Raw genomic sequence first — 25,099 nt, 5'->3', positions numbered from 1 at the left:
TTAACCATTATATGGTCTATTATAATAATTATCGTTATCAGTGGAATTTAAAAAAGATGACCCCTATTCAATATAGGAATCATCTTCAAACTGCTTAATCTCTTTTTTTATTGTGTCCTTGACATAGGTACCACTTTAATAACCGGTCTCTTTATCGGACATCTTTTGAAATAAGGTGTGAAGAATCAAGGTATTAGGGGGTGGCTTAGAGACATATGAAAAAAATAGTTTTTGTAGTCATTTTCATTGTCTTTATAGGTTTAGCTGTTATTTTTTTGGGGGATAGAGCCAGTCAAGAAACGGGTTTAGCTAAAGAAATTGACTCCCTTTTAGAAAAAGGAGAAACACAAATTGATTTAATAAGGTTAACCAACTTTAAATGGACACAAGTCGGTCTATTTGGACCTTATACAACAGATGAATTAATCGAGGATTCAATGAACATTGAATTTAAAGGAGACAATGGTGGAATTGATATACTTGAGGACCGCTTTTTATTAGTTTTTGCTAATGAAAAACATGCTGTCAAAACTGTTGTGCTCTCAAGGAAACATGGTAACTATACCATAAAAGATAATAAACTTTTAGTTGTTGATTGATAACCTTCACGGATGAGATTGTTGAAGAAATAAAATGCTCAGACATAAAACCCTGGACATTTTTTCCGGCAGAAGCTTATGCATACATAGTATTCGTTATCGTTTTCGAATCATTTCTATGGTTTGGTACGTTTGTATCGTTCTCATGATTGTCATAAGAGCCTTGGGTAAAAGTACTACTTCAAACCCAAACAAAGTATCTTCATAAAGGAGCTTATTCACTTATCCATTCACTCATTCATCGGATTGATTCATTTCTTCAATAGCGCTGAAAACCAAGGAATACATATTTTTCAATGTCTCATCGGTCTTTATGTCATTGTATAATCCTACACCTTGAGAGTTAAGTGTGTCCTTTTTAGGTGATACGAGTACCCCGACAGCATAACCTGTCCCTGGTTTCCAATTGAACTCCTCATCATATTTCCAGTTGGCTTCAGTGAAATGCACAAAAGTATTTGCCCCGATAAAGAATGTGGGGATGGGCGAACTCATATAGACATCAGCATATTGACTTTCCGCTGCCTCGGGGAGATGGTTTTCCCGAATCATGACTGCATCGTACATATTCATATTTTCGGTTCTAGTCATTTCATCAAAAGAAATCCTTGTAAACCTTACATGTTTTTCAGTTACAATCGGTGGTTCTCCAATTACTGCAATGGATAATGACTTTCCATCATAGGGTTCGAATTCAGGCAAAGATTCAGACGCGAATTGAGTATAGATATTGCAACCGGACAATCCGGTAACCATTGCAACAGCAAGAAAAAGCATCGTTATTGACCTTCTCAATGACCGATTCCTCCTTGTAAAAAGCATCATTCAAGAACGTAGTATTGCATTTTCCCTTTTATACAATCCCTGTATTGAGATAGAAGTAAGGAACTTCTAAAATTTTCAATCAAACATATTAATTTCAAGCTGGACATCTCCAATGACGGCTCTCTCCACATTCCCATACTGCTGTTTATCAAGCAGGAGGGAGAAGGATCTGGGAACTGCGTCGGCCGTGCAGGCGCCTGATTGGGATTCGAGAGACAAAGTCAGAGTTTGCCCATTCGGGCTTAAATGGATTTGTTCCAGTCTTTTAGGGCAGCTGCCAGACTCCTCAAGGGCAATGAATAGAACAAAATCTGTTTCGAAATCGACGTCAGGTGCCTTCTTTTTAAAGCCATATTCACTCCACGTTTGTTTAAAAGCTGAGGAGGTTACAACTTTTTCTATAAGATAGCGGTCATTTTCATTGAGAGTGATTTGGCTAAAACGATCCGGCATGGTTTTCTCATTAGCCAGCAAAGGAAGGGAGTCTGATGAAACCGTAGCGGTGTTGCTGCAGGCTGGAAGGAAGAGCCAAATTAGAGCGAAAAAGAATGTTGTTTTCTTCATGAATCATTTTCCTTTCCTGAAAGGTTATCTGAAGAAGAAAGATACGACGATAAACCCTGCAATAATCGAAAGGATAAGGATACCCGTTCCCTTCCAGCCTAAGCTGCCGACTAAGTCTGCAAGATTTCCAGACCCGGCCCGGTTAAATGCATTGTTTACATTTCCAGCTGGGTTTCTTCTCGCTTCCTCCTGACTTAGCCTTTCTCTTCTTCTTTCAGGTGACTCTTTCTCTTCGCTCATAACCCTCACACCCCTATACAATACATTCTGCGATTGTTACTTTTTGTTATCCAGCTTGTCGAGAATAGCAATTAAAATTTGTTCGGTCCGTTGGTTTTGTTTCTGTATTTTATCCAATGTTACAGTTATCGAAAGCAAAAAGAGGAAAAAAAGAATGACAGCTATTATCATATTGTGGATTTACTCGTTTTAAATAAATATATTAAAAAAATTATAAAAATAGTATAAAATAAGTTTATCATATCTCGCTTCTTTTGTAAGGATGTGGAAATAGTAAGCGTGCGATCATTTGGCAGTGGAAAAAAGGGGGAAGAGTCCTTGACCATCTCAAGCAAGGAAGACATTAATCGGATCATCCTGGAAGATGCCTGGATGATGGACGTTCTCCGTGCGGCACAAAAGCTGGAGCTCCCGGACTGGTGGGTTTGTGCAGGATTTGTCCGGTCAAAAATTTGGGATGAACTTCACCAGTTTGGGGAGAGAACGCCACTTCAGGATGTAGATGTTATTTATTTCGATACAAAGAACGTAAAAGAGGAGACGGAAAAACGGCTGGAGGCCGAATTGCGAAGCATCTTGCCTGATGTTCCTTGGTCCGTTAAAAACCAGGCGCGGATGCACAAGGTCAACAATCTGCCTCCTTATGTAAGCTCGGAGGATGGAATCGCCTCATTTCCAGAAACAGTGACGGCGCTGGGTGTTTCTCTTTCTGATGAAGGAAAGTTGCTGCTTACTGCACCGCACGGAGTCGAAGACGTTTTGAACATGCAGGTCAAACCGTCGCCGCTTTTCAGCGGAGACAGCAGACTGGAAGCGATATATCACAAGCGCATCAGGGAGAAAGACTGGTCGGCCGTCTGGAATAAGGTTCGTTATACATAAAGTAAATGAACTTAAGGAGAAAATAGGGGGAAGAGTATATACATTGTCAGGCACTGTGAAACAACGGGCCAGTTCCTCGATTTCGTTCGAACCAGTCCATTTACAGTTTGGACTGTGCCTTTGAAATCGAAATTTCAAAAGGCGAAACACATCCTTACAACAGTTGCGAATTAATAGAAAAAAATAAGCATGGCAACCAAACGTTTAATACTCATTTGGTTGTCATGCTTACATATCAGTTTATATTTATGCTGAGTTTTACATTTGCCTCTGAAAACCCCTCCTATGAACGCAACATTCCCATCAAACGTTCAAGTGTTTCCTTCGAAATTTCGTTTGTTTTTGCGTTTTCTAGGTGTTTCACCGCATTGTTTATCTGTTGTTTTGATTGGGCTGTTCTACCGGCATCGCGATGATGTATGGCTTGCCTGATGGAATTCTCAAGTTTTGTACTAAGCGGGTGGGAAATGTCCCCGTTTTCGGTTGCACTTTCAATGATTTGGGCAATTTCTTCAAGCGTAATTTCGGCATCTGTCACTGCTATTTTCATGATATACGGGCCTTCTGTATAGTATACGTCTCCATTTCTATCCAATGTCATTAATTGGGTGTCTGCCAAACTGACGAATTCCAACGTATCCGGATTGATGACGGTCAGTTTTCCGGCCAATGTCGTGTACAGTAAGCCATCATCACTCCAACGCAAATGAACTGGTCGCCAGTTTCCGTAATTCGTGACTTCTGGATAAATGTTTTTGCTCTTAACAATTTCCAATGTTTCCGGGTCCATTGCAAAAATAGTGCCATCTGCCGCTGCCCATAATAATCCGTCCGGCCCTTCTTTGATTCCGCTAATCATTCGCGGTGTACCTGTTGCTCCTAGAATATCCGGGACAAACTCTGTAATCATCGTTTGTTTTTCAATGTCCCAGACAAACACTTTGGCCGCTTTTTCCGTCGGTGTGATGCCCAATCCGCCGCCAACTGTTGTGGTTCCGAATAGTTTTCCGTCTTTTACGGCAAGACCGGCAATCGATTGGTTGTGTACAATATTTTCATAGATTTGCGGCTCTTGATCAGAACCCGGTTTGAAAACTGTGAGGGAACCGCCCAAATAGCCGTAATTCGGGATCGTGCCGATGAATAACGTATCTTCATAAGGTGTCATCACAAACGGACGGTCTTGATTAGGGATTGTATAAATTTGTTTAGCCGATTTCGTTCCGGCGGTCACATCCATTTCGAATAGATGGGCACCCGGATATACGCCAAAATAAATTTTGCTTCCAATTGAAGTCATTCCTTCCGCTTGCCCCAATGGGAACATTGTCACTTCGGCAGTGTTTGGATTCAACAGCCCGGCCGTGCCACCAGGATAGCCGCTGGCATATAAATTTCCATCCGGTCCCAGTTCAAGTGTCTGGATGGGGATAGGATTCCCGGCGACTTCATAATCGGTATAGGTTTTCACGACTTTCGTCTCCAAATTCATAAAGGTCATTTGACCACTAAATTGAATGGTTACAAGCGAATAGCCTGGAAGTTGCGGATCGCCCTTGACTTCCACCCAAGCCGTATTACGGATAAAGGTCCCGAACGTAACGCCAGTATCTTTAATATCCAATGTATTCAAGTCAATCTTTTGCAGCTTGTTCCCTTGGAGAAAATAGACCGTGTCCTCTTCACCTGGCTTGCCTTTGATTAATCTGAGGCCTTTGTTGCCATCATAATGTTTGTCACTCCATTTTCCCGTTTCTGTATCATAGAAAAATAAGGTGTTTTTACCGCCGCCCATGCCTGCTACGATGTGTTTCCCTGCGGCATCAAGCTGCCAAACGGTCACGTCTTTGTCAGCATATTCGGGCAGTGGAAAGTTTTGTATTTCACCGGTTTCCACGTTTACCTTTGCCAGTGAACCGAAGACGCCAACGCCAAGATACAAGTAACCGTCCAAGTACGCAGTAGCTCGCGTGTAATTTTGCCCTGGGGCAACTGTTCCAAAATCCGTAAATTTCCCGCTGGATGGGTCATACATGCCTGCTTTGCCATTTGGATAGGAACCAAAAAAGACACGGCCCTCTTCATCATGGGAAAGCCCGTACACAACACTCTCGCCGATGCCGCCTAAGTTCTTCAGTTGTTTTGTTTGTGGAGAATACTCATATAGCTTTCCATTCCCGCCTATGTAGACATTGCCATTCGGAACGGTCAGATGGGTCCACGAGCTTTCCGATCCTTCCAATGGAAACGTACACAACAGCTCCTTCGTTTCTAAATCCAGCACTTGAAAAATCGCCGGATTGCCGGTCACTGTCGTATAATACACATTTCTCCCGTCTTCCACTCCATAAGCAGAGTCATAGATGGCAATACTTTCTATCGGATTTCCCAAATTCACCGGTTCGCTGAAATTTTTCTGCAAAGAAGCTGCCGAGACTGGGACCTGATTGATTGCCCCGGCAACAAGAGAACCCATCAAACAGACAGACACCATTATTTTACCGAAAGTCTTCATATCTTCTCCTCTCCTCACACCTAATTTGATAGCGCTTTCAATACCTTGCAACAGAATCTCAATATCACCTCCTAATTGCTCTCTTATTAGTATAGTAGTTTAGTTTTTCAATGACAAAAAATTTAACCTAATCAAAATACTTTACCGTCTCATTGAAAAATCCTTTATAATGGATTGGAAGTGGTCATCCATTCAAATCCATAATAGGTAAATACATGGATAATCGGTGTGGAATTGATTGAATACTACGCAGCGATAATATGTTTGTTGAGAAGAAATTGACGTCAAGAAGATAGGAGTACACAAATGAATTGGGAAACAAGCCCCTCTACTGTAAAAAAGTTTATTGTAGAGATTAAAAATGAAATTCGAAACATAACAGATTGCAATTTTGCCGGTTTTTATTTACACGGTTCTTTGGCGATGGGCGGATTTAATCCCGAGCGAAGTGATATAGATATTTTAGTTGTTACAAACCACCCTGTAAGCATGGAAACGAAAAGGAGGTTGGCACAATTCTTTATAACTCATTCCAACTCGCCGTTTCCTTTGGAAGTTAGCTTTCTGAGCAAGGATCAACTGAAGGACTGGCAGCATCCTTGCCCATATGATTTTCATTATAGTGAGTTTTGGAGAGAGCAATATCAAAGGGACCTGTTACATGGCACATATACCTTTTTAAATGATGAGCGGAACACCGATCCAGATTTGGCTGCACATATTACAATAATGAACCACCGGGGAATCTGTGTGGAAGGGGAACCGATTGCTGGGATTTTCCCTGCAGTTCCTCATGCAGATTATCTATCATCAATTGTCGGTGATTTTGAAGACTGTCTACAGAACGTAGAAAAGGATCCGGTTTATTGCTGCCTCAATTTGTTGCGGGTGTATTGTTATGTAAAAGAAGGGGAGATTTCGTCTAAGTTGGAAGCAGGTGAATGGGGAACAAAGACAATGCCGGAAGATTATCGACCGACAGTGAGAAAAGTGACGAATATGTACAAAGGTAAGGAATCCGATGGTCCTTTACAAAAAGAGCAACTCCTGTATCTAAGGGATTATGTGGAAGAAAAGGTGCGTGGGCATTTATAAATCGGGCACAAATGTTGAATAAGTATCTGGTCTCAATCAAATTTTTAAGGGAGGGAAACATGTTGTCTAAAAAATGGAGTGCATTGTTGATTGTAAGTGGGGCCTTGCTGTTCACAGGGTGTTCGAATGAAAAAGTTGAGACGGAGCAACCGATCAAAAAAACGGAAGTGGCTGCGTCGGATGAAGCACCTTCCTTTGAACTGTCGTCCGATGAAAGGGAGAGGTATCTTCGCTTCCAAAAAGACTTAGATCATGAGCATCTGCAAGGGTTAGAGCCGCTAAGCATTGCCAAAATATATGTAAAGTCAGAATTGGACCAAAACCATGACGTTCACTATGCACTTTATACGGATAGGGAAGGATCCATCCAATGGACAAAAGAGGAGGATGAGGCGATTCCCGAAAGAGAGAGAGGCACAAAGGAACAAATTAAAAAGGAGTTCCAAGGCATTGAGGATGGGACATTCATTCAAACGAGCGACGATGAAGGGTATATCGAGTTTACTTCAGGAGAAGGAACAAAGGGCTTCCAAATGATTCGAAATGAAGATGGAGTCTGGCAAGTGGCATTCATGCCTATACAATAGAAGCTACCGGGGTGATGACATGGAAATCGAAAGAGTATTTGGCAATTTTCCGACGTTGGAGACAGAGCGGCTCTTGCTGCGGAAGGTAACGCCGGATGATGCTGAATCGATGTACGAATATGGAACAAATGAGGAAGTCGCCCGATATGTAACTTGGAACGCACATCGGTCAGTGGCAGAGACGGAGGGCTTCATTCAATTTATATTGCGCCAGTACGAGAACAAGCAGCTCGCGCCATGGGGAATCGAGTTTAAAGAGAACGGTAAGTTTATTGGAACGATTGATTTTGTTTCCTGGCAGCCAAACCACAACACAGCAGAAATCGGCTATGTCCTTTCCCAGGATTATTGGGGAAAAGGGGTGATGACTGGGCCGCAAAGGCCGTCCTTGCTTTCGGCTTTGAAAACATGGACCTCGTCCGGATCCAGGCGAAATGCTTCACGGAAAACATCGGTTCCGCTCGTGTTATGGAAAAAGTCGGGATGTCGTTTGAAGGGGTCATGAGAAAAGCGATGTACGTGAAAGAAAGGCATAGGGATTTGAAATTGTATTCCATACTTAGGGAAGAATTTTTGGGTGATAAGAATCCGGCCTTGCATCGAGCATAAAAACATGTTGACTATCCACACAGACTAATGTTTTAGGAGTGATTCCTTGAAAATCTTTTACCAAGTAGTTTTACATGCTACAAACCTATTTTTCTTGTTTGTGGTTGGTGTAGTTTTTGTTGCTGCATCGTCTAATATATCAGCAGGTGACATACCCGCTTTAGACATTGTAACTGTAGGATTGATAATTTTTCTGCTGTTACTTACTCTTGGAAATTATGCTTTTCAAGTTATTAAAGGTGGATGGAAAGTATTGCTTATCGGACATACGATTTATATTGCTGTTTTTCTCTTAAGTTTGTTCCTCTTCTTTCCATTGTTATACGCAAAGGTTCACTATTCATGAATTCTGCTGCCACGCAAGAAAATGGATTAATTAGATTGTGAAGAAAAATCCATCCCTGCGTTAAATGTATGAAAGTACTCAAAAAAGCATTCAGTGGTGACTTACGAGAATTCATTTCTTATTATTTTGGTATTATCACCATTTATTTACAGAAAATCGAAACCCTTATTTAAGGGGGTCCGTACAGAGTGATATGGTATATTCATCCAAAGGAGTGGTGCCAATAGTAAAATTTATGCAGACAGACTATTCCAATCAAGGAATCTACGTTTTGTCAGAGGCAGAATTCAACTCAGAAAACTTTAACAAGATTATTGAGTATGTAAAAGCTATCTAAACTGTTAAATTTTGATTATTTGGATATAAGCGCGTGATTGGCATGGAACCAGTCCATTATTCCACTAGGAAGACATTCTGTCGGGAGTCTATATGAGGGAGGATATCATTGAAAAATAAATTCATATGGCTTACTATTGTATTTTTTGTCCTGCTTGTTTTTGCTTCTATTTTCGCCTTTTTTTTAATTTTTGGTTTAGGATTTGGTGGAAGCCTGAATTTCAAAGCGTTTTTGAGCTTAGGCATCTTAGCGGCTATTTGGGCAGTAACATATATTCGGCTAATGCCGCTCGAGAACAAAAAATATAGAGTCTTATTTAGTTTATCGGGGACAGTGATTATCTACAATATTTTTTTGTCTACACTTTTTGTTGATCCAAGAGCAACGCAAAGTATATGGCTATTTCTCGGTACGCCAGTCGCTATGCTTGCCATTTGGTATTTATTTGTTCATGAAGCATACAGCGAGAATACTACGATGCATTGGTTGGTTTGGACGTTGTTTTTTGGAATCATATTATTTTACGCCTGGCACATCACGTTCTTTTATTATGCAAATGTATTCGGATAAGAATACGGTGCAGATCCAGAAGAGAATTCTTCTAGATCCTAGTAATTGGATAGAAAAGCGAAATTGGCTTGGAACGAATTCACTTTTTTCCGAGAAAGATTATTTGTCGGCAGTCTTAACGAAAAGGAGGAATGTCCAGTGTAAACTCCCTTTTTATCAATCATCTAAATGATAATAAAGGGGTAGAAAAAATGAAAAATAATTCGTTCCGTTTCCTATGGATTGGCCAATTATTCGCTAATTTCGGTGATGTGTTGTATATAGTAGGGCTCATTGCGATTTTATATTCAGTGACAGAATCTGCTCTGTACCTTGCCCTGCTGCCGTTCTTCAATACATTTGGCAGGTTTGTCAGCAGCTTCATCTCACCTTTGCTTTTGAAAAGATTCAGGCTCAAATCTTTGCTCGTACTCTCGCAAATAAGTAAAACCGTCATTTTGCTGCTGTTGGTTGTTTCGATGAGCATGCAAAGCACGTTGAATATTGCCTTAATGGTCTGCTGTATATTGCTGATTGCCTTTTTTGATGGCTGGGCGATGCCGGCGATGAATGCCCTCATTCCGAGGCTGGTCGAGGAGTTTGAACTTGTAAAGGCCAATAGCTTCATCTCCGTGCTAAATGAAACGATACAATTAGGCGGCTGGGCGTTAGGAGGAATACTGGTAGCTGCAACGAGCGGCCAATTAGTCATCTGGCTAACCTTCGGGCTATTTGTTCTCTCTTCTATGATGATGATCAAGGTTGTGGATGAAACACCTCTTCAAGTCGGTGAAGAGGAGGAAACTCCGTTTGAAACACTAAAGGCAGGCTGGTCAACGATCTGGAAGCATCCTGCCTATCGAAGCATCCATATCCTGATATTTATCGAAGCCATCGCCAATGTTGTATGGGTGGCCGCCATTTTGTACGTATTTGTCAGTGAAGTGTTGCATGTAACCGAAGCGTGGTGGGGATACATCAACACCTCATTTTTCCTCGGTTTGATTTTAGGCGGCGTGTTTTGTTCAAGATTTTCAGGGGCGATTGAACGGAATCTGAGAAAGATTGTGATGTACACCTCATTCGGTGTATCGATTGTGACACTGTTATTCGGCTTGAATTCGACAGCGTGGGTGGCATTGATTTTGGTCGGATTCAGCGGATTCATCGACCAGATCAAAGGCATCACTTTGCATACGCATATTCAAAAAGAGGCATCCGTTGATGATCTGCCGAAAATTTACAGTGCACAATACTCGCTCGTGACATTGGTTTTTGCTGTTTCTGTTTTACTCTTCGGATGGTTGGCAGAACAGTATAATTCACGGCTTGTATTCATGATCGCCGGTGTGCTGCTCGCCGCATCTTCAATATATTTGGCGGCGGTGAAAGAGCGGCTACCGGCCACCTTCATTTCTAAGTAGAACAATTGTGCCCGTTTGCCCACAATTCATTGTTCCGCAAACGGGCCAATTTGTTATTCAGGGTACGAGTTTAGACGAAAGGCAGGCTCATTTGGTGGATTTACAATTATTATTTGAAGAACCTATCGATAAAGTCGAGGCATTACATCCTGGCTATGAGGAACATGCAAGTGATGTCTGGCTCGTGAAAACAAATAAGCAGGAAGTCGTTGTCCGAACTTCACGGATGAGTGAAGTACCGAATAATGATTTTTGGTGGGGGTGCAAGAGGTTATTCGGCATTGACCCTAGAGAAGTATTTCGTTTGGAGTACTTAAATCATACACTTGGTGAACTTTCGTCCATTCCCATTCCAAAGATTATAAAAAAAGCGGCCATCTCTTCCAAACAGTTCGTCGTAGTTGAAAAATTAAAGGGAGCCGCCGTCCAATCTTTTAAAAATCAGCCTCCATCACTGTTAGAAGATCTTGGAGAAGGATTGGCCACAATTCATCAATTCCAAGTAAATTACGCCGGCAGCCCTTCTGGAGATTTCAAAATCCCCCTGGACGACTTCAACAAGCATGTAATAGAGGGGATGACGGATATAGTATCTAGATTTCATCAAGGCAATGATGCGATAAAAAAGAAGCTCCCTGAAATGGCAGAGTTGTTCAGAAACATGCCTATACCGCAAACCGCTTCTTTCGTTTTAGTCGACATGGATCCCACTCAATTTTTATGGGATGGGAAAAGGTTAACGGGTCTTGTCGATACAGAAGCTTATGTTATCGCTCCAAGAGAACTGGATTTTATTGGCCTGGAGTATATTTTAGACAGGAAGGCGATTGAAGATTTCATCAAAGGCTATGAAAAAGTCATGGACCTTCCCGATTTGAAAGGCTGCAGACAGCCCTATCGATACTTATACCGGTTGTTATCCGTCCAAGGGAGTGTAAATATTGATGATTGGTTACAGCATGAGACATTACTTTAATGGGAATGGGAGGACGGCATGAAATGGGCGGATGGCCAGGATAAGATGATGAATGAAAATATAAAGAGACTGAAGGACCTCGGCGTACACGTAATGAAAAGCGAAACGAGCATACTTTTAGAGCTACTCGAGGAGGGGGTACATGCTCCAGATCAAGTAGATCAGGCTATCACTCAGTTAATGACGGAGTTGAAACTTAGCAAACAGGAAAAAGTCCTGTTTGAATGCCCTCAAGCCGTCTTGGGAAAATTACCTCGGACCAAAGAACAAATGAAGATCGTCGGTGAACGGGTCATGTACACGAAAGATTTATCCAATCCGTTCAAAGGATTGATACCAGAGCATGAATTGTGGCCAACCTTCAGTTCAGAATCCATCGCATTTTTATCTGAAGTGATGGGCCGCAATGTTCAGGACACAGAAAGCTTTTTGCTCAGCATGAAAACCGAATTGCCGGAGCAGGTGAACAAAATGTATACGGTGCTCGTAATAGACGGGGAACCTGCAGGAGTGGTCCTTCCTCATATCGAACCGGATACAGATCAAGAAGGACGGATTTTTTGGATTGGGATGCACCCACGGTTTGTTGGGAAGGGATTTGGACAAATGCTGCATGTGTTGGGGCTTTATAGACTCCAGCATGTTTTTAAAGCAAAATCATATCTTGGCGCAACCCAAAAGGAGAACATCCCTATGCGGAGAATCATGACGGCGAACGGCTGCAGGCAGATGGAGAATCCTGTCGTCTCATTGGAGTCTAGGCCGTGAAAACAGTTAGCAAGTGTAAATAAATGCATTGCATTATTGCTTTTGTATCAAGTAAATGATCAAAACAGTGAGAGAAGGCGGCTTGTTCATGGTGATGTTGATTTATGTGATCTCTATAGGTGTGGATATATTGGAGTTTATTGTCAGAACGAAATTTGGCATTATATCGGATGGTCCATATGAACCCGTAGATGAAACTCATACATGGATAGAACGGATTTTAAAAAGTTCTCTCATACTCGTCTTGCTCTTAGGCATTTTCAATTTCGCTTTAATAGAAGTTAGCCTAGTTTTGTTCCTGGGAATCTCAGTAATCATTATGAGTTTGCGTGCGCTAATGGAATATCGGTACTTTCGGAAGGATAAGGGACATATCTTTTGTTCCGTGCATGCGGCAGCCGATTTTATTCTTTCGATTGCTGCAGTTATCTACTTATTTATAAACGATGGGCCTGAGCCCTTTTTGGTGTTTTGACCGGAACGTGAGGAGGGAGAAAATTGAAAGCGATATCGGGGCTGTATTTGATTCTTTTTATCGTCCACCTTGTGAGTCTAATCAACATTCGAGTATTCAATGGTGAGTGGAATGGAATGGCGATGACGATCAATTCGTTGCTGTTCTTAGTTGGGACTGTCATTTTTGCTTATGATCGGAAGACGCTTTGAATAGATAGGGAACGAGAAAGGAAGGGACATAATGGCGAGAAATCGTCTCAGGTTTCATTTATGGATCCCCATGCTGTTAGCAGGAATTAATAGTGTATTTTTTATTTTCCTCATCGAAGAGCTGAACAATGCTTTACCTCCAAACTACGGCGGACTTGCTATGTACTCTCCAATCATTGCATTGGGTTCTCTTCTGTACATTTTTAGCACGTATAGGGCAAGGTACACCCCATTACTATGGATTCTGCAAGGACTTAATTTGCTCTTTATCCTATTTCCAATCTTTATTTTTGTTTGGATGTTAATTTTATTTTTGTGAAGAAGTCATGTGGTTAGAAGGCCAATGTCAATCAACGAATTTAATTAACTCCTTGAGCTCCTTATCGGAAATGATTCGATGTTCATAGGAAATTACTGTGTATTTGTTGTCTTTTTCTCCAGGTATGCGAATCGTCATCCTGATGAATTTATACGGCGGGTTGTGCGGGCCTTCAAACCCGATCACCCGTAACGTTATATCATACGTATCAGTATTTATATTTCTTGAGATTTTTTCAATTCTTCCATAGGTAAATAACTGTTTGTCGCCATTGGTGTTCATCACTTCAAGGATTGTATTACCCAGGCTTCTTAAAAAAGCCAACTCCATAACGGAGGGACGCTGATTTTGAGCAATTGTTTCTGTTTCTGCCTTTGCTTCAATCGGTGTAGCGTGCTGGCTAAGAAGGAGCAGGAAGATCAGTAACATTTTTCTCATTTTCTTATCTCCTTGGATCTAGATATCTTAGCTTTTGTAAAAATGCTTAATTCCATTCTTGGGCTAATAGGGGGACAATATGGCAGCTGACATCATCATAACAATCATCGTTTTGATACCTGTGTATGCATTTGCGTTTTGGACGTTTCATTTTCCAGAGGATAGTCTGATGTTAGGAAAAAGATGGATGTACCAAGAGGAACCTGAATTCTCGCCCGACCTTATTCTTTTACAAAATTTACAGCGATTTTCAGTATGTTTGTGGCTCCTATCCTTCTCATAAGCCGATTTTTTAAGCCTTATGTTTTTGCGCTCGCTTTGGTTGGATGTCTCATCGCTTTTCTCGGTTTATTGTATTATCTATTTATTTATGAGGGGAAATCGTAATTCAACACTTTTCGGTCGCAGCTTGCGGTATCATGGTATTTACAGAGCGTGGAATTTGATTATACGACAGGTTGCTTAAGCTGGTTGCTAACTATCTTTACCCATTTGTTCATTTGAAGGAGGGATGAAACGTGTTTGTTTATTTTGTAATAGCAGCAATCATTCTCCTGGGTTATTTCTTCATCGGTCGTTATCTCTTCAGTCGAAAGCTGAAGATAAAAGAAAAAAGGATGTCCCCTTTCTCAAAAGACAGAAATAAGTGGTTTGTAATCACAGAGATTCTTATTGTTATAGCATCCGCAATTGGAGTTATTGTTTACATAAGTATAGCCAATCCGCCATCCACGGCCTTCGCCCCGAAATTTCTCTGTGTTTTGTATTTTTTTGTTCAAGCCTTCAGAGGGATCGAACTTTGGGTATCAAGCCGGGAAGATAAATCATATTATTATCAACTTTTAGGCGCTGGAATGTTTCTCGTCCTATTTCTTGCTATTTCCTTCTTGGAAAATAGGAAATTTTAGACTTACATAACTTCGAAAATGTGAAATTTATATAGGAGGAATTTAGATGGGGACAGTTGAAATGGTCGAGGTGATCGAAGAAAATATTGAAAATTCGGGATGCTATTGTCTTCGCAGTAAACCTCAATCATCGGGTTATACAAACAAAAACAACTGGCTAAGAGGGAGTTTTCAGCAAGGTTTAAAATACATCAAGATTGAATATGAGAACAAGCCTGCCGGATTTATTGAATACATACCGATTGAATTTTCTTCAAGAGTTGTATACGGACATAACTATTTGGTCATTCATTGCTTATGGGTCAATGTGACGGGAAAAGGGTTTGCTACACAATTGATTAATCGTTGTATTGAAGATGCTCGAGAGCAAAACAAACATGGTGTCGTAGTTATTACAAATCAGGATACTTCATGGACACCAAGCAAAGATGTTTTTATCAAGAATCATTTTCAGGAAATTGAACAGGCTCCCTATGGTTTTGAGTTATTGGTCTATAAATTGGGGGATTTTCCAAACCCGTATTTCCCAAACGATTGGGATGCAAGGCTGAAAAGATGTAATGGCCTAACTATCTTGCGAACTCACCAATGTCCCTTTTTAGAGATTGCAACGGATAATGTCTTAGAGGGAGCGAAAAAGTTACATATTGTAGCTGATGTTATTGAGTTAAAGGATAGAAATGAATTATTGAAACTTTCACCTACACCTTATGGAGTGTATGGTGTGGTTTATAAAAACCAACTTATTTCTTTCCATAGACTTACGGTACATTCGGCAGTAAAAAGATTAAAAAAGTTGATCTAATTTAAATGAACAGATGGTTTTAGAAAAGGGGAAAAACAATGAAACAAATTACATTTGAAGATATTTATACACTAGGAAATATTGAAGCCGATAATGAACGATTTCGACACGTCCATTACCCTGAGATGTTAATCCGATACGACAGCAATTTCCTTGAGTTTAAAACAATGCCATCCTTACAGGAATTCAAAGAGGCTGAAAAATACTTGAGAGACTACCATTTACAAAGAGGCCAGCAGCACGTGAAATTCTGCTATCCAGCAAATATGAAGCCAACAGACGATTTGGATGTGTACCTGGCCGAGGCTGGCTATGAAACAGGGTTTCTCGAATTGTATGCGGTTCAGCCGCAGCAATTTCCTTCTCTGGCAGCTAATCCGGAGATCGAGATTCAAGTGGTAACAGAAGCCAGCATGGAGGAACTTCTTGCGCTTCGCTATAAAAGTGACCTGGAATTCGGAAAGGATTTTGCGGAACAGCGGGCAGAACTCGTTAAACGCCAGTTTAAAGATCCGGATATCACACAGCTTATCGCATTCTATCAAGGAAAACCAGCGGGATTTTCAGATATTATTGTCTCAGCTGAGACAGCGGAGATCGATGATCTATCGGTTAGTGAGCAATACCGGAACAAAGGAATTGCAAGCCGACTGCAAAAATTTGTCATGGATTCTTTTCCGGATAAGACTGTGATTTTAGTGGCTGATGGAGAGGATACGCCAAGAGAGATGTATCAAAAACAAAACTACATGTGCCAGGGATTCAAGTATGAGACCATAAAAGTCTATGAAAGGTAAACATTTTCACTGAAGGAAAATCGGGAGGCGATGCGATGGGAAAAGAAAGATCCAGCGGCTGCTCGTTATTTGCGGATAGTACCATTCCTGCTATTCTCGCATCCAAAAAGGGAAGTGAAGGAGGAAACATGCGGAAACCCAAAGGACTTTTCATGTTGTTTACTCTGGTTCTGTTTTTATCAGGATGTTCAGAAACAGCAAAGCAATCCAGCCAAAAAATAACAATAGAACCCTATGTCTTGAGTGATAGAGAGAATACCCTAGTTACGCAAACAGGTGTAGATCAAATCGATTATTTTAAACTGAATGGAACTGTGGCAGAAGAAGAAAAGTTGCTTTTATCAATAGAATCATTTAAAAATGGAAGGTCTGCCGGCGAGGTTATGATTACCGAAGTTGATTCAAAAACAACACTTAAAGATCATCTCATCTCGTTCGGAATTAGTAATTTTTCGTTTGAAGACGAGCGCTTTTTTGAATTAAAGATTGGCACCCCAATATCACGATCTTCCGCAACGTATGAGAATAAGATGGTGGCTTCCTCAGCAAGTAATCTGCTGGATGAAAAAATGAACATCGAACGAAATAAACCCGTCTATCTGGCACTATGGAGAGGCGCTAGTGGAACAGGTAGCGAACATGCATTTCATGCGCTAGATTCTAAACCTGGAGAACTGCCTGCAAATCTTGACAAAGCCGAGTTGGCATTCCTTTATAAAATCCTTTGGACAAAGAAGGATGAATAAAGGGTGAAAAAAATTACGATGTGAAATGAGGTATTCCCGTGGTAGTCATGTTCATGATTGTACTATTACTCGTCTTTTCTTTCGATTTTGCAAAAATAAGGCAGCAAAACGATACCCTTATTGAACAGAATGAAAAGATTATCTCCTTATTGGAGGAGATGAAGAATAAATGAGTTTGTCGCGGGAAGAGACGTCTTCCCGCTTTTATACTTGACGGGTTTACTGTCGGGGAGCGAGTAATATGACCGCGACACCGATCATGCATATGCCGGCACCGAGCCAATCATAGAGATCAGGCGTCTTCCGGTCAACCCCCCATCCCCATAAGACAGAAAGGACGATGAAAACTCCTCCATAGGCGGCATACACCCGCCCGAAGGAAGGGAAGGTCTGAAATGTTGCAATCACTCCGTATAATGCCAATACAATACCGCCAAGTATACCCCAGAACATCGGCCTGCCTTCTCGGATCCAAATCCATATCATATACCCGCCGCCGATCTCAGCAAGACCGGCTAGCACAAACAATACTGCTGCGTACACGAACTACACACCACCTTTAACACGGTTGCTAAGAGTTACTATACCATACTGTATAGTGAAAACTTCTCATAGATTACGGAGAGGAGGAGCTAAATCAATGATTTTGCATACAAGTATTTTTGGAGACGGGGAAGCACTTGTTTTTTTGCATACCGGTTTGCAAACGGGTATGACAGATTTTGAACAACAACGGGAATATTTCCGGACTAGCTACAAAGTGATCGTTCCTGACTTGAGAGGACATGGTAAGTCCCATTCTCGGGATCTTTCAAACTATTATTTAGGCTCTGCGGATGACTTGCTGGAAACATTTGATCAACTTGGCATTCCTTCGGCTCACATTGTTGGGTGCTCAATTGGTGCTCTAGTCGGGTTGCATTTTGCTAAAAAGTTTCCCGATAAAGTGAAAACATTGACTCTCTCGGGAATATTGCCTGAAAAACCTTCTAGTTGGGCGGAAATGAAAGAACAAGAGCGTGAGCAGTACGCTGTCCTCCTTGAGAATGAGGAGATGAATGATATTTTTAACCAGGTTCACGGAGAAGGTTGGCAAGAATTGCTGCAGATTGCAGGAGAGAAAGATTCGTATCCGTTTGAAGAAACATCCGATTTGTCCGATTTAAAAATGCCTACATTGTTTATCGTCGGAGAAGCAAATAGCCATGAGACGAAGGGGACGATTGTTTATCCTCAGCAAAATAAATTGATCCACGTCTCCATTATTCCTTTTGCAGCTCATCTTGTTCACGCTGAGCAGCCGAAGCTTTACAATGAAATCTTACGTTTATTCCTTTCAAAAACAAGCAAATAATAAAGAGAACTCCAAATCAATGGGGTTCTTTTTCGTTATTTTTAACGAATTATGAAAAAAGGGCTTGCACGCAGACATTGTTCTGTGTATATTGTATATAAAGTATATATACACTATTTAAAAGAGAAGGAGTCGTCTTATGATTCAACTGGGGAGAATGCAAGTGGGCGAGAGGGCAAAGCACTGGATAGGGAGAATCTTGATATTTGTGCTTGTGCAACTGATATTTTTGTTAATTGATGGTACGTCTTGGGAGCCAAATATAAACGATAGCAATAATTTTCTAATCAGAATGGGCAGATCGCTTCTCGATTCGAAGCTATATACTGAGTGGATGGCCCCTTACTCGTTTCCGTTTTTCAATCTGATCACGACCATTCTTTTGGCCAATAACATCATTCAGGCAGTAAGGGATTTGTTTTCAGCGGGTTCTTCAAAAATTAAGTAAAGAGGGATTTTATGCAAATTATCATTTCGAACAGTTCAAAGGAGCCGATTTATGAACAGATTGCCAATCAGGTCAAGTCATCCATTTTAGCAGGGGAGTTGCAGGAAGGAGATGCGATCCCTTCTATGCGTAACCTCGCAAAAGATCTGCATATCAGTGTGATAACGACGAAACGTGCTTACGAAGAATTGGAGAAAGCGGGCTTTATCTATTCAATTGTCGGTAAAGGTTCCTTTGTTGCTGAACAAAATTTAGAAGTCATCCGGGAGAAGAAGCTGAAGGTCATCGAGGAGCAGCTGGGCGAGGTCATCGTGAACAGCAGGGAGATCGGGCTCTCACTTGAAGAGTTGAAGGAATTATTGGGAATTTTATATGAGGGGTGAAAAGGGTGGAAAACGTAGTAGAAATGAAAAATATATCAAAGCGATTTAAAGGATTTTCCGTAAAGGACATTAATTTGGAAGTGAAGCAAGGGTTTGTAACAGGGTTTATCGGGGCAAACGGAGCAGGTAAATCGACAACGATAAAGATGATGATGAATCTGTTGCATCCTGACAGTGGAGACGTCAAAATATTCGGCTTGGACTACAAAACACATGAAAAGGAGATAAAGGAGCGGATTGGGTTCGTTTATGACGGCAATGTATTTTTCGAAGGACTCAACTTGAAGGATATCAAGCGGATTGTTGGGCCGGCGTATAAGCGATGGGACGATACCTTGTTTTACCGGTACGTCGAGCGTTTTGAATTGCCGCTGAACAAAGCGATCAAGACCTTCTCAAAAGGGATGCAGATGAAAGCTTCATTGGCAATCGCGCTTTCACATGATGCCGAGTTGATTATCATGGACGAACCGACGGCGGGTCTGGATCCGATATTCAGGCGGGAACTGCTGGACCTCTTGCAGGAATTTATGATTGACGGAAATCGGACGATTTTCTTTTCTACACATATTACAACGGATTTGGACCGGATTGCCGATTATATCGCGTTTATCCAAAAGGGGGAGTTGGTCTTTAATCAGTCCATCCATGAAGTTGCTGAAAATTATGCGCTTGTGAAAGGCAGAACCGATCTGCTTGACAGTGATACGGAAAAGGCTTTTCTCCATGTTAATCGGGCTTCCACAGGGTTTGAAGCTTTAACCAATAATAGCAGCAAAGCGAGAAAGATGTTTGGGGATAGCGTCGTCATCGAACCGGCGTCGCTCGAGGATATTATGTATTACATGAAAGGGGGAGTGCAGCATGTTTAATTTGATGAAAAGAGATCTAATCTTGCAGAAAAGACAGCTGCTCATTTATATTCCATTTATAGTATTCTTTATCATCATGAAATCACACCCAGCACTGATTTTTCTCGTTGCCAGTATAATGGTTCCCTTTAATACGTATGCATACGATGAGAAAGCAGAGACGAATATTTTGTTGAATTCACTGCCTTATACGCGGAAGGAGATCATCGCTTCACGTTATTTGGGTGCGATTGTTTATATGAGCCTGTCCGTTGGATTGACCAGCTTGACGTTACTCGCTTTTAGAAAATCGTTTACTCTAACCGATATTGCGATTGGTGTCGGACTATTTCTTCTTTTTTCCGCGTTGACGTTTCCGTTGTTTTACATCTTTAAGCCCGGTTACATCTTTCCTGCCGTACTCATCTCCTTTATCGTATTGTCGGGTGTGGGACCGGGGATTGTGAGCTTTTTGGCAGGCAAGCTGCCAGCGATCGTTGATTTTGTTTCCGGTCTGTCCATTTCGGCTCTTTATACAGCAGGAGCCCTGGTGATTGTCGTACTTTATGGTCTATCTTGGGTTTTGACGACAGCCATCTATCAAAGGAAGGCGTTTTGATTGGGATTAATCTGGAAATGTATGGAATTAGGTTTCGGACTATTGTACAATTGAAGCAATCCAACTAGAGGGGGCATCCATATGGGCTGGATTAATCTTTCGATTGTCGTCGTGATGGCCGTTGCAGCGGTTTGGGGATGGACTGCTTGGGCAAAATGGATGCAAAAGCAGGCAGATAAATTGAAGAAATAATATTGCAGAAAAGGCCTCTTAGGGGCCTTTTTTTAAATAGGATATGTAATGTTTGAGCGCTGTGGGATTGATTCTAGAGCTCTCCAGATAAGGATTGAGCAATGTATTTTCTAAATGTTCGTTACTTTTTCTCCTTTCAAGTCGTCTAAGAAGTAACAAGCAAAGTAAAGTAATGTAACTCCGTCTATATCTTGACAGAATATTGAAATATAGAAAATGAATTCCTATAAGAGGAGTCGGCAGTTGCAGAAAAGGGAGGGATCCGATTGAAACAAATACCTGAAGATGACTTGCAAAAGGGAGATGGCGAAAGTTCTTCTGTTCAAGAGCATGGGAAGTTTTCTAGGCAGGCAGCTCCTGGAAGGAGGCATCTATGGTTTCTTATTGTCTTTACCTTGCTAGTATTTTTTGCAGCCATTACAGGTGCCTATATATTTATTAACGGCGTGGCTAGCAGCGACCAGTATATAACAGATTCGTCAACACCGGAGAGACTGCCCCAAGTTCCGCAGACGGAAACTTCCTTTCTAGTCGAATGGGGCATTGATTCAATGGACAGGGGCAATCATGATTTCGAGGCACATGAGCATGGGAAATTGGTTGTTGAAAAGGCGTTCGGCGAACTGAAAAGGGGGGAGGCGGTATATTATAAGCTCCCAGAATTTGAACATCCGAACAAAGAAGCGAATATTTCCGATATGCAAATTGGAAGAGTGATCGGTCTGCCAGGAGAAACCGTCGAAATTAGAGGTGGTCAGGTCTATATTGAGGGAAAGCAGCTTGACACCTTTTATGGCAAAGCGACAATGCACGGTATGGGGGAAGAGGAATATTTCAGAGTGACGGATTCGAAAAATATTTATAATGAAGCAAGAGAGTACTTCAATACGAATATGGAAAAAGTGGAGGTCGGAGAAAACGCCGTCTTCCTTCTAGTGGATCAATGGTGGAGAGGGGTCGACAGCCGAGATTTTGGCCCGGTGCGTGTGGAACGCATTTTGGGTGTTGTTGCTGGGCATGAAGACGAGAAAAGTGAGGAGGAAGAGGAACTTTTCGATTCGGAATCTGCTGCAGTAGAAAAAGGCGTGAAGAGTGACTATGGCATTACGGATGGCGTAGTAGGGAAACTGAATTATCGAAATGAAACATATTATGTATTCCGCATTCATCAGTTAAACGGACTAGGAATTAGTAAAGTAACAGAAACCGAAAATGGGCAATTTAAATGGGAGACTTTCCCGACGAAGGTTAGCTTCGGAACAATTGATACTTCGGCCGGTTACTTATGTGCCTATATGCCAATTTCTGAAGAGGCAAACATCCTGCTGGGGCAGGTGGTAAAAGATAGTGTAATGCAGATTAACATCACCGGTTTGGATGAGAAGGATATCATTTACGACCGCACCTCCGGTTTTTTTGCAGCTATTGTTCCGAAAAACTTGGAGTCGTTTAACATTGAATTGGTTGCTATTGGAAGAAATTGAAATTGTCATCAGAAACCAAGGGGGAATCTTATTGCGCATAATGCCCTTTGCTTTTATAATCGCATTCCTTTTATTGACAGGTTGTTCGGCTGATGAGGAAAGTGAGTTGCAAGAAGAATTATACGATTCGGAAGCGGCTGCAGTGGAAAACGGCTTAAAGACTGCTGAAGCAGCAAGAGAGGGAGTTATCGGAAGGTATCCCCATGGCGAGGAAACATACTATGTTTACCGGATTCATCAAGAAAATGCAATAGGGATCAGCAAAGTGATTATAAACCAAAAAGGGCAGTATAAATGGGAGTCATACTCCCCAATGTATCGATTTGGTCCAGCAGATCCTTCGGTCGGTTACGCGGTTCTTTATAAGCCTATTTCTGAAGATACAAACATTATGCTTGGACAGGTGCTAAAAGAAGGAGTCGAGAACGTTTCAATCGTAGGGATAAATAAAGACGATATTAGTTACGACCAAAGGTCAGGTTTTTTATCGGCCATCCTTCCAAAAAGCATGGAGCTGTATGAGGTAAAATTGTCCGGTGGCGAATGAGATTAACTCGGAAGGCTGTTAGGAAAGTGGGGAAATGGATGATTGTTTTTATATATATAGGATTAATTTTATTTTCTACTATGTTTTTTTCATGGGTGGGCTTTATTGCCGGCTTGGTCATCGCGTGGGGCATTCATGTCCTCATTTTGCTATACAGGGTCTTACGAAAGTTTAATGAAATCAGCGAAAAAATGACAGAGGTTGGGCCGGGACGAATTGTTGATAGCGAATCGCCGTATCAGCCAGATGAACTTGCCAATTTCGTTGTAGACAAGGAATATGATGAGCTTAAAAGAGGGCAGATGGTTTCTTATCGAACACCTGTTGTCCAATTTAAAAGGGAAGGTGCTTCCGTTCCCAAAATGAATATTGGAAGAATCATAGCGTTGCCTGGAGAAACGGTTGAGATTAAAGAAGGCCAGGTTTATATTGATGGGAAAATGCTCGAAGCTCCCTATGGCAGGGCGACTCTCAACGGGTACAGCGAAGAGGAATATTTCAATATCGCAGGCTCACAGGCAAATTGGGATGATGCCAGCATAAGTGAATACTTTAAAACGAGTATGGAACGAGTAACGGTTAAAGTGGACACCGTCTTTGTCTTGGTGGATGAATGGTCAAAGGGTTTTGACAGCCGAGATTTTGGACTGCTGCCGATTGGAGCGATCGAAGGGGTAATTGTCGGGCACGAAGCGTGATGTGATGGAAAAAAACATCAAGAATTTCATTCTACTATTCATACCCATCCTGATCATCATTTAGCAGGAATGATTGTTCATGGAGGAAAGGGCCACTCTTTGAATAGGATGTCCAACAGCTGGCTGATAAGGGATAGCCGGTCAACCAGGGGGATGATGTCGTCTACTCCCCCTCTTGTCTGTCTTTTTCTCTCCGACTGCGCCATGCACACCGGGGAGACGGGTGCGATGCTAATTGCAAAAATCTTCTGTTGTCTTATTCCAGACTCCGTATGCTGTTTAATCGGCAGGCTTTATTTGCCAATCCACCGATACCTCCCCCTCCAGATCATCTCCTGTGACGATGATTGCGAGTTCGGCGTCTTTGTTTGTATGAATCCGCAGTCTGTTTTCACCGAGTTCTTCCATTGAGATATATTTTTTTCCTTTCCCTTCGACATGATAGCCGTGGCCGCCGCCGTTTTCGTTGGTGACGGTTATGGAGAAGTCCAAGTTTTCCCCTTTTTTCACTTGAATAGGGATTCTGTGTTCGCCGTTAAAATAAGTGAACTTGGCATGAAAGAAAGTCGGCGTGCTTTCCTCTGTCCAATCTCTTTTCACCGTAAAATCAACCGTTAAAAAGAAGGCCAATAGCAAAGGGATCCCGAAGGCAAATCCATACTTCCAGCGTTTGCTTTTTGAAGCAAGAACCGCTCCTGCAAATCCAAGAGCTGCGAAGATAGCGCCGATGAAACCGGCAAACAGGCTGAATATAGAAATTCCGCCGACCGCAAGGAAGACCGCCATTCCGAAAAAGATGTACAGAGCGATGCGAATCTTATTTTTTCGATGGTCGTGAATCCGCAAAACAAGCAGATCAACTAGATAAGAACAGAAGATCCCATAAGCAAAAAAGAGCAAATAGAGCCAGTGGTTTCCAATCAAGTCTGAAAACCGATACATGTCAAAACCCTCAGAAAGCAGGAGATAGGCTGCAAAAACGGCAAAAGAAAAGCAAGCACCGGCCCATTTTTCAAGTAAACTATTCATCCTTTCCATCAAGTTACCCCATTCCGATCGTGTATTCGGTTGTTAAGATTTATGTTTTAGCAGTTCATTTACTTGCTATAAACACCATCACGCTTGAAAATTTATCGATCACTTATTGTTAATGCTTTCTGGGATGGCAAGATCCACTACTTCATCTAATCGTTCAAAAACTAATATCCGAATATCCTGCATCTTCTAATTAATTAGTTTGGTGAAGATTACTACCCTTCTTATGTTGATGATTAATAAAAATTATGCGAAAAATATCCGTCTATTGATACATATAACGAAAATAAAAAGACAACAACTAGAAACGAGCCCATTACTTTTCGTTCATTCTTATATTCCTCGATACCCAAAACCAACATCGTAAGACCTAAAAAGAAAATCATAATATCTGCAAACGTAAAATCTTTCGTTATTACTCCATAAGAAGCAAATAAAAGAGTTACTAGTGATAATACATAACGAAGAATTTTTAACAAAATGATCCCTCCTT

Annotated in this window: 32 protein-coding genes and 1 pseudogene; 25 read left to right on the top strand and 8 right to left on the bottom strand. The window is 41.4% G+C overall.

Annotated elements, in window-relative coordinates; translation table 11 throughout:
- Positions 1 to 98 (top strand): IS3 family transposase (locus AC0TWI_RS14715; RefSeq protein ID WP_488126294.1); only part of this gene is annotated, 98 nt, incomplete at its 5' end.
- A gap of 117 nt (positions 99 to 215) precedes the next feature.
- A complete protein-coding gene (locus AC0TWI_RS14710; protein WP_488127088.1) occupies positions 216 to 599 on the top strand; it encodes a hypothetical protein in 384 nt (127 codons plus the stop codon).
- 234 nt (positions 600 to 833) lie between these two features.
- Here the strand turns inward: AC0TWI_RS14710 and AC0TWI_RS14705 are convergent, their stop codons facing one another.
- The 3 genes from AC0TWI_RS14705 to AC0TWI_RS14695 form a co-directional block, all read right to left on the bottom strand.
- Positions 834 to 1,376: a hypothetical protein gene (locus AC0TWI_RS14705; RefSeq protein ID WP_488127087.1), complete on the bottom strand. Its 543-nt coding sequence runs from the start codon at positions 1,374 to 1,376 to the stop codon at positions 834 to 836.
- 123 nt (positions 1,377 to 1,499) lie between these two features.
- The gene (locus AC0TWI_RS14700; RefSeq protein ID WP_488127086.1) at positions 1,500 to 1,988 is read right to left on the bottom strand and encodes a hypothetical protein; all 489 of its coding nucleotides are present in this window, start codon (positions 1,986 to 1,988) and stop codon (positions 1,500 to 1,502) included.
- Positions 1,989 to 2,012: 24 nt separating this feature from the next.
- Positions 2,013 to 2,228, bottom strand: coding sequence for a DUF6366 family protein (locus AC0TWI_RS14695; protein ID WP_488127085.1), 216 nt, complete (start codon positions 2,226 to 2,228; stop codon positions 2,013 to 2,015).
- Between the two features lie 318 nt (positions 2,229 to 2,546).
- On the opposite strand from AC0TWI_RS14695, the gene AC0TWI_RS14690 reads away from it, so the two are divergent.
- A complete protein-coding gene (locus AC0TWI_RS14690) occupies positions 2,547 to 3,110 on the top strand; it encodes a nucleotidyltransferase family protein (RefSeq protein ID WP_488127084.1) in 564 nt (187 codons plus the stop codon).
- A gap of 283 nt (positions 3,111 to 3,393) precedes the next feature.
- Here the strand turns inward: AC0TWI_RS14690 and AC0TWI_RS14685 are convergent, their stop codons facing one another.
- A complete protein-coding gene (locus AC0TWI_RS14685; RefSeq protein ID WP_488127083.1) occupies positions 3,394 to 5,625 on the bottom strand; it encodes an FIMAH domain-containing protein in 2,232 nt (743 codons plus the stop codon).
- A 306-nt stretch (positions 5,626 to 5,931) separates the two neighbouring features.
- Between AC0TWI_RS14685 and AC0TWI_RS14680 the strand changes: the two genes are divergently transcribed.
- The 10 genes and pseudogenes from AC0TWI_RS14680 (at position 5,932) to AC0TWI_RS14635 (ending at position 12,982) form a co-directional block, all read left to right on the top strand.
- Positions 5,932 to 6,720, top strand: a complete 789-nt coding sequence (locus AC0TWI_RS14680; RefSeq protein ID WP_488127082.1) for an aminoglycoside adenylyltransferase domain-containing protein — start codon at positions 5,932 to 5,934, stop codon at positions 6,718 to 6,720.
- A gap of 62 nt (positions 6,721 to 6,782) precedes the next feature.
- Positions 6,783 to 7,307 carry an RNA polymerase subunit sigma gene (locus AC0TWI_RS14675; protein WP_488127081.1) on the top strand — a complete coding sequence of 175 codons (525 nt, stop codon included), beginning with the start codon at positions 6,783 to 6,785 and terminating at the stop codon, positions 7,305 to 7,307.
- Between the two features lie 19 nt (positions 7,308 to 7,326).
- Positions 7,327 to 7,916 (top strand): annotated as a pseudogene (locus AC0TWI_RS14670) (GNAT family N-acetyltransferase).
- A 46-nt stretch (positions 7,917 to 7,962) separates the two neighbouring features.
- The gene (locus AC0TWI_RS14665; RefSeq protein WP_488127080.1) at positions 7,963 to 8,262 is read left to right on the top strand and encodes a hypothetical protein; all 300 of its coding nucleotides are present in this window, start codon (positions 7,963 to 7,965) and stop codon (positions 8,260 to 8,262) included.
- Between the two features lie 445 nt (positions 8,263 to 8,707).
- A complete protein-coding gene (locus tag AC0TWI_RS14660; RefSeq protein ID WP_488127079.1) occupies positions 8,708 to 9,169 on the top strand; it encodes a hypothetical protein in 462 nt (153 codons plus the stop codon).
- A gap of 191 nt (positions 9,170 to 9,360) precedes the next feature.
- Positions 9,361 to 10,572 carry an MFS transporter gene (locus tag AC0TWI_RS14655; RefSeq protein ID WP_488127078.1) on the top strand — a complete coding sequence of 404 codons (1,212 nt, stop codon included), beginning with the start codon at positions 9,361 to 9,363 and terminating at the stop codon, positions 10,570 to 10,572.
- Positions 10,573 to 10,666: 94 nt separating this feature from the next.
- Complete coding sequence (locus AC0TWI_RS14650) at positions 10,667 to 11,548, top strand: aminoglycoside phosphotransferase family protein (RefSeq protein ID WP_488127077.1); 882 nt, start codon at positions 10,667 to 10,669, stop codon at positions 11,546 to 11,548.
- Positions 11,549 to 11,566: 18 nt separating this feature from the next.
- The gene (locus AC0TWI_RS14645; protein ID WP_488127076.1) at positions 11,567 to 12,316 is read left to right on the top strand and encodes a GNAT family N-acetyltransferase; all 750 of its coding nucleotides are present in this window, start codon (positions 11,567 to 11,569) and stop codon (positions 12,314 to 12,316) included.
- 88 nt (positions 12,317 to 12,404) lie between these two features.
- A complete protein-coding gene (locus AC0TWI_RS14640; RefSeq protein WP_488127075.1) occupies positions 12,405 to 12,791 on the top strand; it encodes a DUF4181 domain-containing protein in 387 nt (128 codons plus the stop codon).
- A gap of 23 nt (positions 12,792 to 12,814) precedes the next feature.
- Entirely contained in the window at positions 12,815 to 12,982 is a 168-nt protein-coding gene (locus AC0TWI_RS14635) for a hypothetical protein (protein WP_488127074.1), read from the top strand.
- A gap of 346 nt (positions 12,983 to 13,328) precedes the next feature.
- Here the strand turns inward: AC0TWI_RS14635 and AC0TWI_RS14630 are convergent, their stop codons facing one another.
- Positions 13,329 to 13,739, bottom strand: a complete 411-nt coding sequence (locus AC0TWI_RS14630) for a DUF3888 domain-containing protein (RefSeq protein ID WP_488127073.1) — start codon at positions 13,737 to 13,739, stop codon at positions 13,329 to 13,331.
- 518 nt (positions 13,740 to 14,257) lie between these two features.
- On the opposite strand from AC0TWI_RS14630, the gene AC0TWI_RS14625 reads away from it, so the two are divergent.
- Genes AC0TWI_RS14625 through AC0TWI_RS14610 form a run of 4 tightly spaced genes read left to right on the top strand, consistent with a single transcriptional unit; the run spans position 14,258 to position 16,995 of the window.
- Entirely contained in the window at positions 14,258 to 14,647 is a 390-nt protein-coding gene (locus AC0TWI_RS14625) for a DUF4181 domain-containing protein (protein ID WP_488127072.1), read from the top strand.
- A gap of 46 nt (positions 14,648 to 14,693) precedes the next feature.
- Entirely contained in the window at positions 14,694 to 15,452 is a 759-nt protein-coding gene (locus tag AC0TWI_RS14620; protein ID WP_488127071.1) for a GNAT family N-acetyltransferase, read from the top strand.
- A gap of 38 nt (positions 15,453 to 15,490) precedes the next feature.
- The gene (locus tag AC0TWI_RS14615; RefSeq protein WP_488127070.1) at positions 15,491 to 16,249 is read left to right on the top strand and encodes a GNAT family N-acetyltransferase; all 759 of its coding nucleotides are present in this window, start codon (positions 15,491 to 15,493) and stop codon (positions 16,247 to 16,249) included.
- A 35-nt stretch (positions 16,250 to 16,284) separates the two neighbouring features.
- Positions 16,285 to 16,995 carry a hypothetical protein gene (locus AC0TWI_RS14610; RefSeq protein WP_488127069.1) on the top strand — a complete coding sequence of 237 codons (711 nt, stop codon included), beginning with the start codon at positions 16,285 to 16,287 and terminating at the stop codon, positions 16,993 to 16,995.
- Between the two features lie 219 nt (positions 16,996 to 17,214).
- Here AC0TWI_RS14610 and AC0TWI_RS14605 read toward each other — a convergent pair whose 3' ends face one another.
- On the bottom strand, positions 17,215 to 17,538 hold the full coding sequence (locus AC0TWI_RS14605; protein WP_488127068.1) for a YnfA family protein: 324 nt from the start codon (positions 17,536 to 17,538) through the stop codon (positions 17,215 to 17,217).
- A gap of 97 nt (positions 17,539 to 17,635) precedes the next feature.
- Between AC0TWI_RS14605 and AC0TWI_RS14600 the strand changes: the two genes are divergently transcribed.
- From AC0TWI_RS14600 to lepB (AC0TWI_RS14565), 8 genes are all read left to right on the top strand, one after another.
- Positions 17,636 to 18,349, top strand: coding sequence for an alpha/beta fold hydrolase (locus tag AC0TWI_RS14600; protein ID WP_488127067.1), 714 nt, complete (start codon positions 17,636 to 17,638; stop codon positions 18,347 to 18,349).
- Positions 18,350 to 18,488: 139 nt separating this feature from the next.
- A complete protein-coding gene (locus tag AC0TWI_RS14595) occupies positions 18,489 to 18,797 on the top strand; it encodes a YfzA family protein (RefSeq protein WP_488127066.1) in 309 nt (102 codons plus the stop codon).
- Positions 18,798 to 18,808: 11 nt separating this feature from the next.
- Complete coding sequence (locus AC0TWI_RS14590) at positions 18,809 to 19,180, top strand: GntR family transcriptional regulator (protein WP_488127065.1); 372 nt, start codon at positions 18,809 to 18,811, stop codon at positions 19,178 to 19,180.
- A 5-nt stretch (positions 19,181 to 19,185) separates the two neighbouring features.
- Positions 19,186 to 20,052 carry an ABC transporter ATP-binding protein gene (locus tag AC0TWI_RS14585; protein WP_488127064.1) on the top strand — a complete coding sequence of 289 codons (867 nt, stop codon included), beginning with the start codon at positions 19,186 to 19,188 and terminating at the stop codon, positions 20,050 to 20,052.
- Positions 20,045 to 20,650, top strand: coding sequence for an ABC-2 transporter permease (locus AC0TWI_RS14580; protein WP_488127063.1), 606 nt, complete (start codon positions 20,045 to 20,047; stop codon positions 20,648 to 20,650). Before AC0TWI_RS14585 ends, AC0TWI_RS14580 begins: the two co-directional genes overlap by 8 nt.
- A gap of 458 nt (positions 20,651 to 21,108) precedes the next feature.
- Positions 21,109 to 22,326, top strand: a complete 1,218-nt coding sequence (lepB, locus tag AC0TWI_RS14575) for a signal peptidase I (protein WP_488127062.1) — start codon at positions 21,109 to 21,111, stop codon at positions 22,324 to 22,326.
- A complete protein-coding gene (locus tag AC0TWI_RS14570; protein ID WP_488127061.1) occupies positions 22,298 to 22,873 on the top strand; it encodes a hypothetical protein in 576 nt (191 codons plus the stop codon). The genes lepB (AC0TWI_RS14575) and AC0TWI_RS14570 overlap by 29 nt, the downstream gene beginning before the upstream one ends.
- A 38-nt stretch (positions 22,874 to 22,911) precedes the next feature.
- On the top strand, positions 22,912 to 23,571 hold the full coding sequence (gene lepB, locus AC0TWI_RS14565) for a signal peptidase I (RefSeq protein ID WP_488127060.1): 660 nt from the start codon (positions 22,912 to 22,914) through the stop codon (positions 23,569 to 23,571).
- A 279-nt stretch (positions 23,572 to 23,850) separates the two neighbouring features.
- Here the strand turns inward: lepB (AC0TWI_RS14565) and AC0TWI_RS14560 are convergent, their stop codons facing one another.
- A complete protein-coding gene (locus tag AC0TWI_RS14560) occupies positions 23,851 to 24,609 on the bottom strand; it encodes a ZIP family metal transporter (RefSeq protein WP_488127059.1) in 759 nt (252 codons plus the stop codon).
- A gap of 233 nt (positions 24,610 to 24,842) precedes the next feature.
- Positions 24,843 to 25,085, bottom strand: a complete 243-nt coding sequence (locus AC0TWI_RS14555) for a YczI family protein (RefSeq protein ID WP_488127058.1) — start codon at positions 25,083 to 25,085, stop codon at positions 24,843 to 24,845.
- Positions 25,086 to 25,099: the final 14 nt, after the last annotated feature.

The sequence above is a fragment of the Lederbergia sp. B243.17 genome (assembly GCF_057657925.1).
This window is presented reverse-complemented; position numbering and strand designations above follow the sequence as displayed.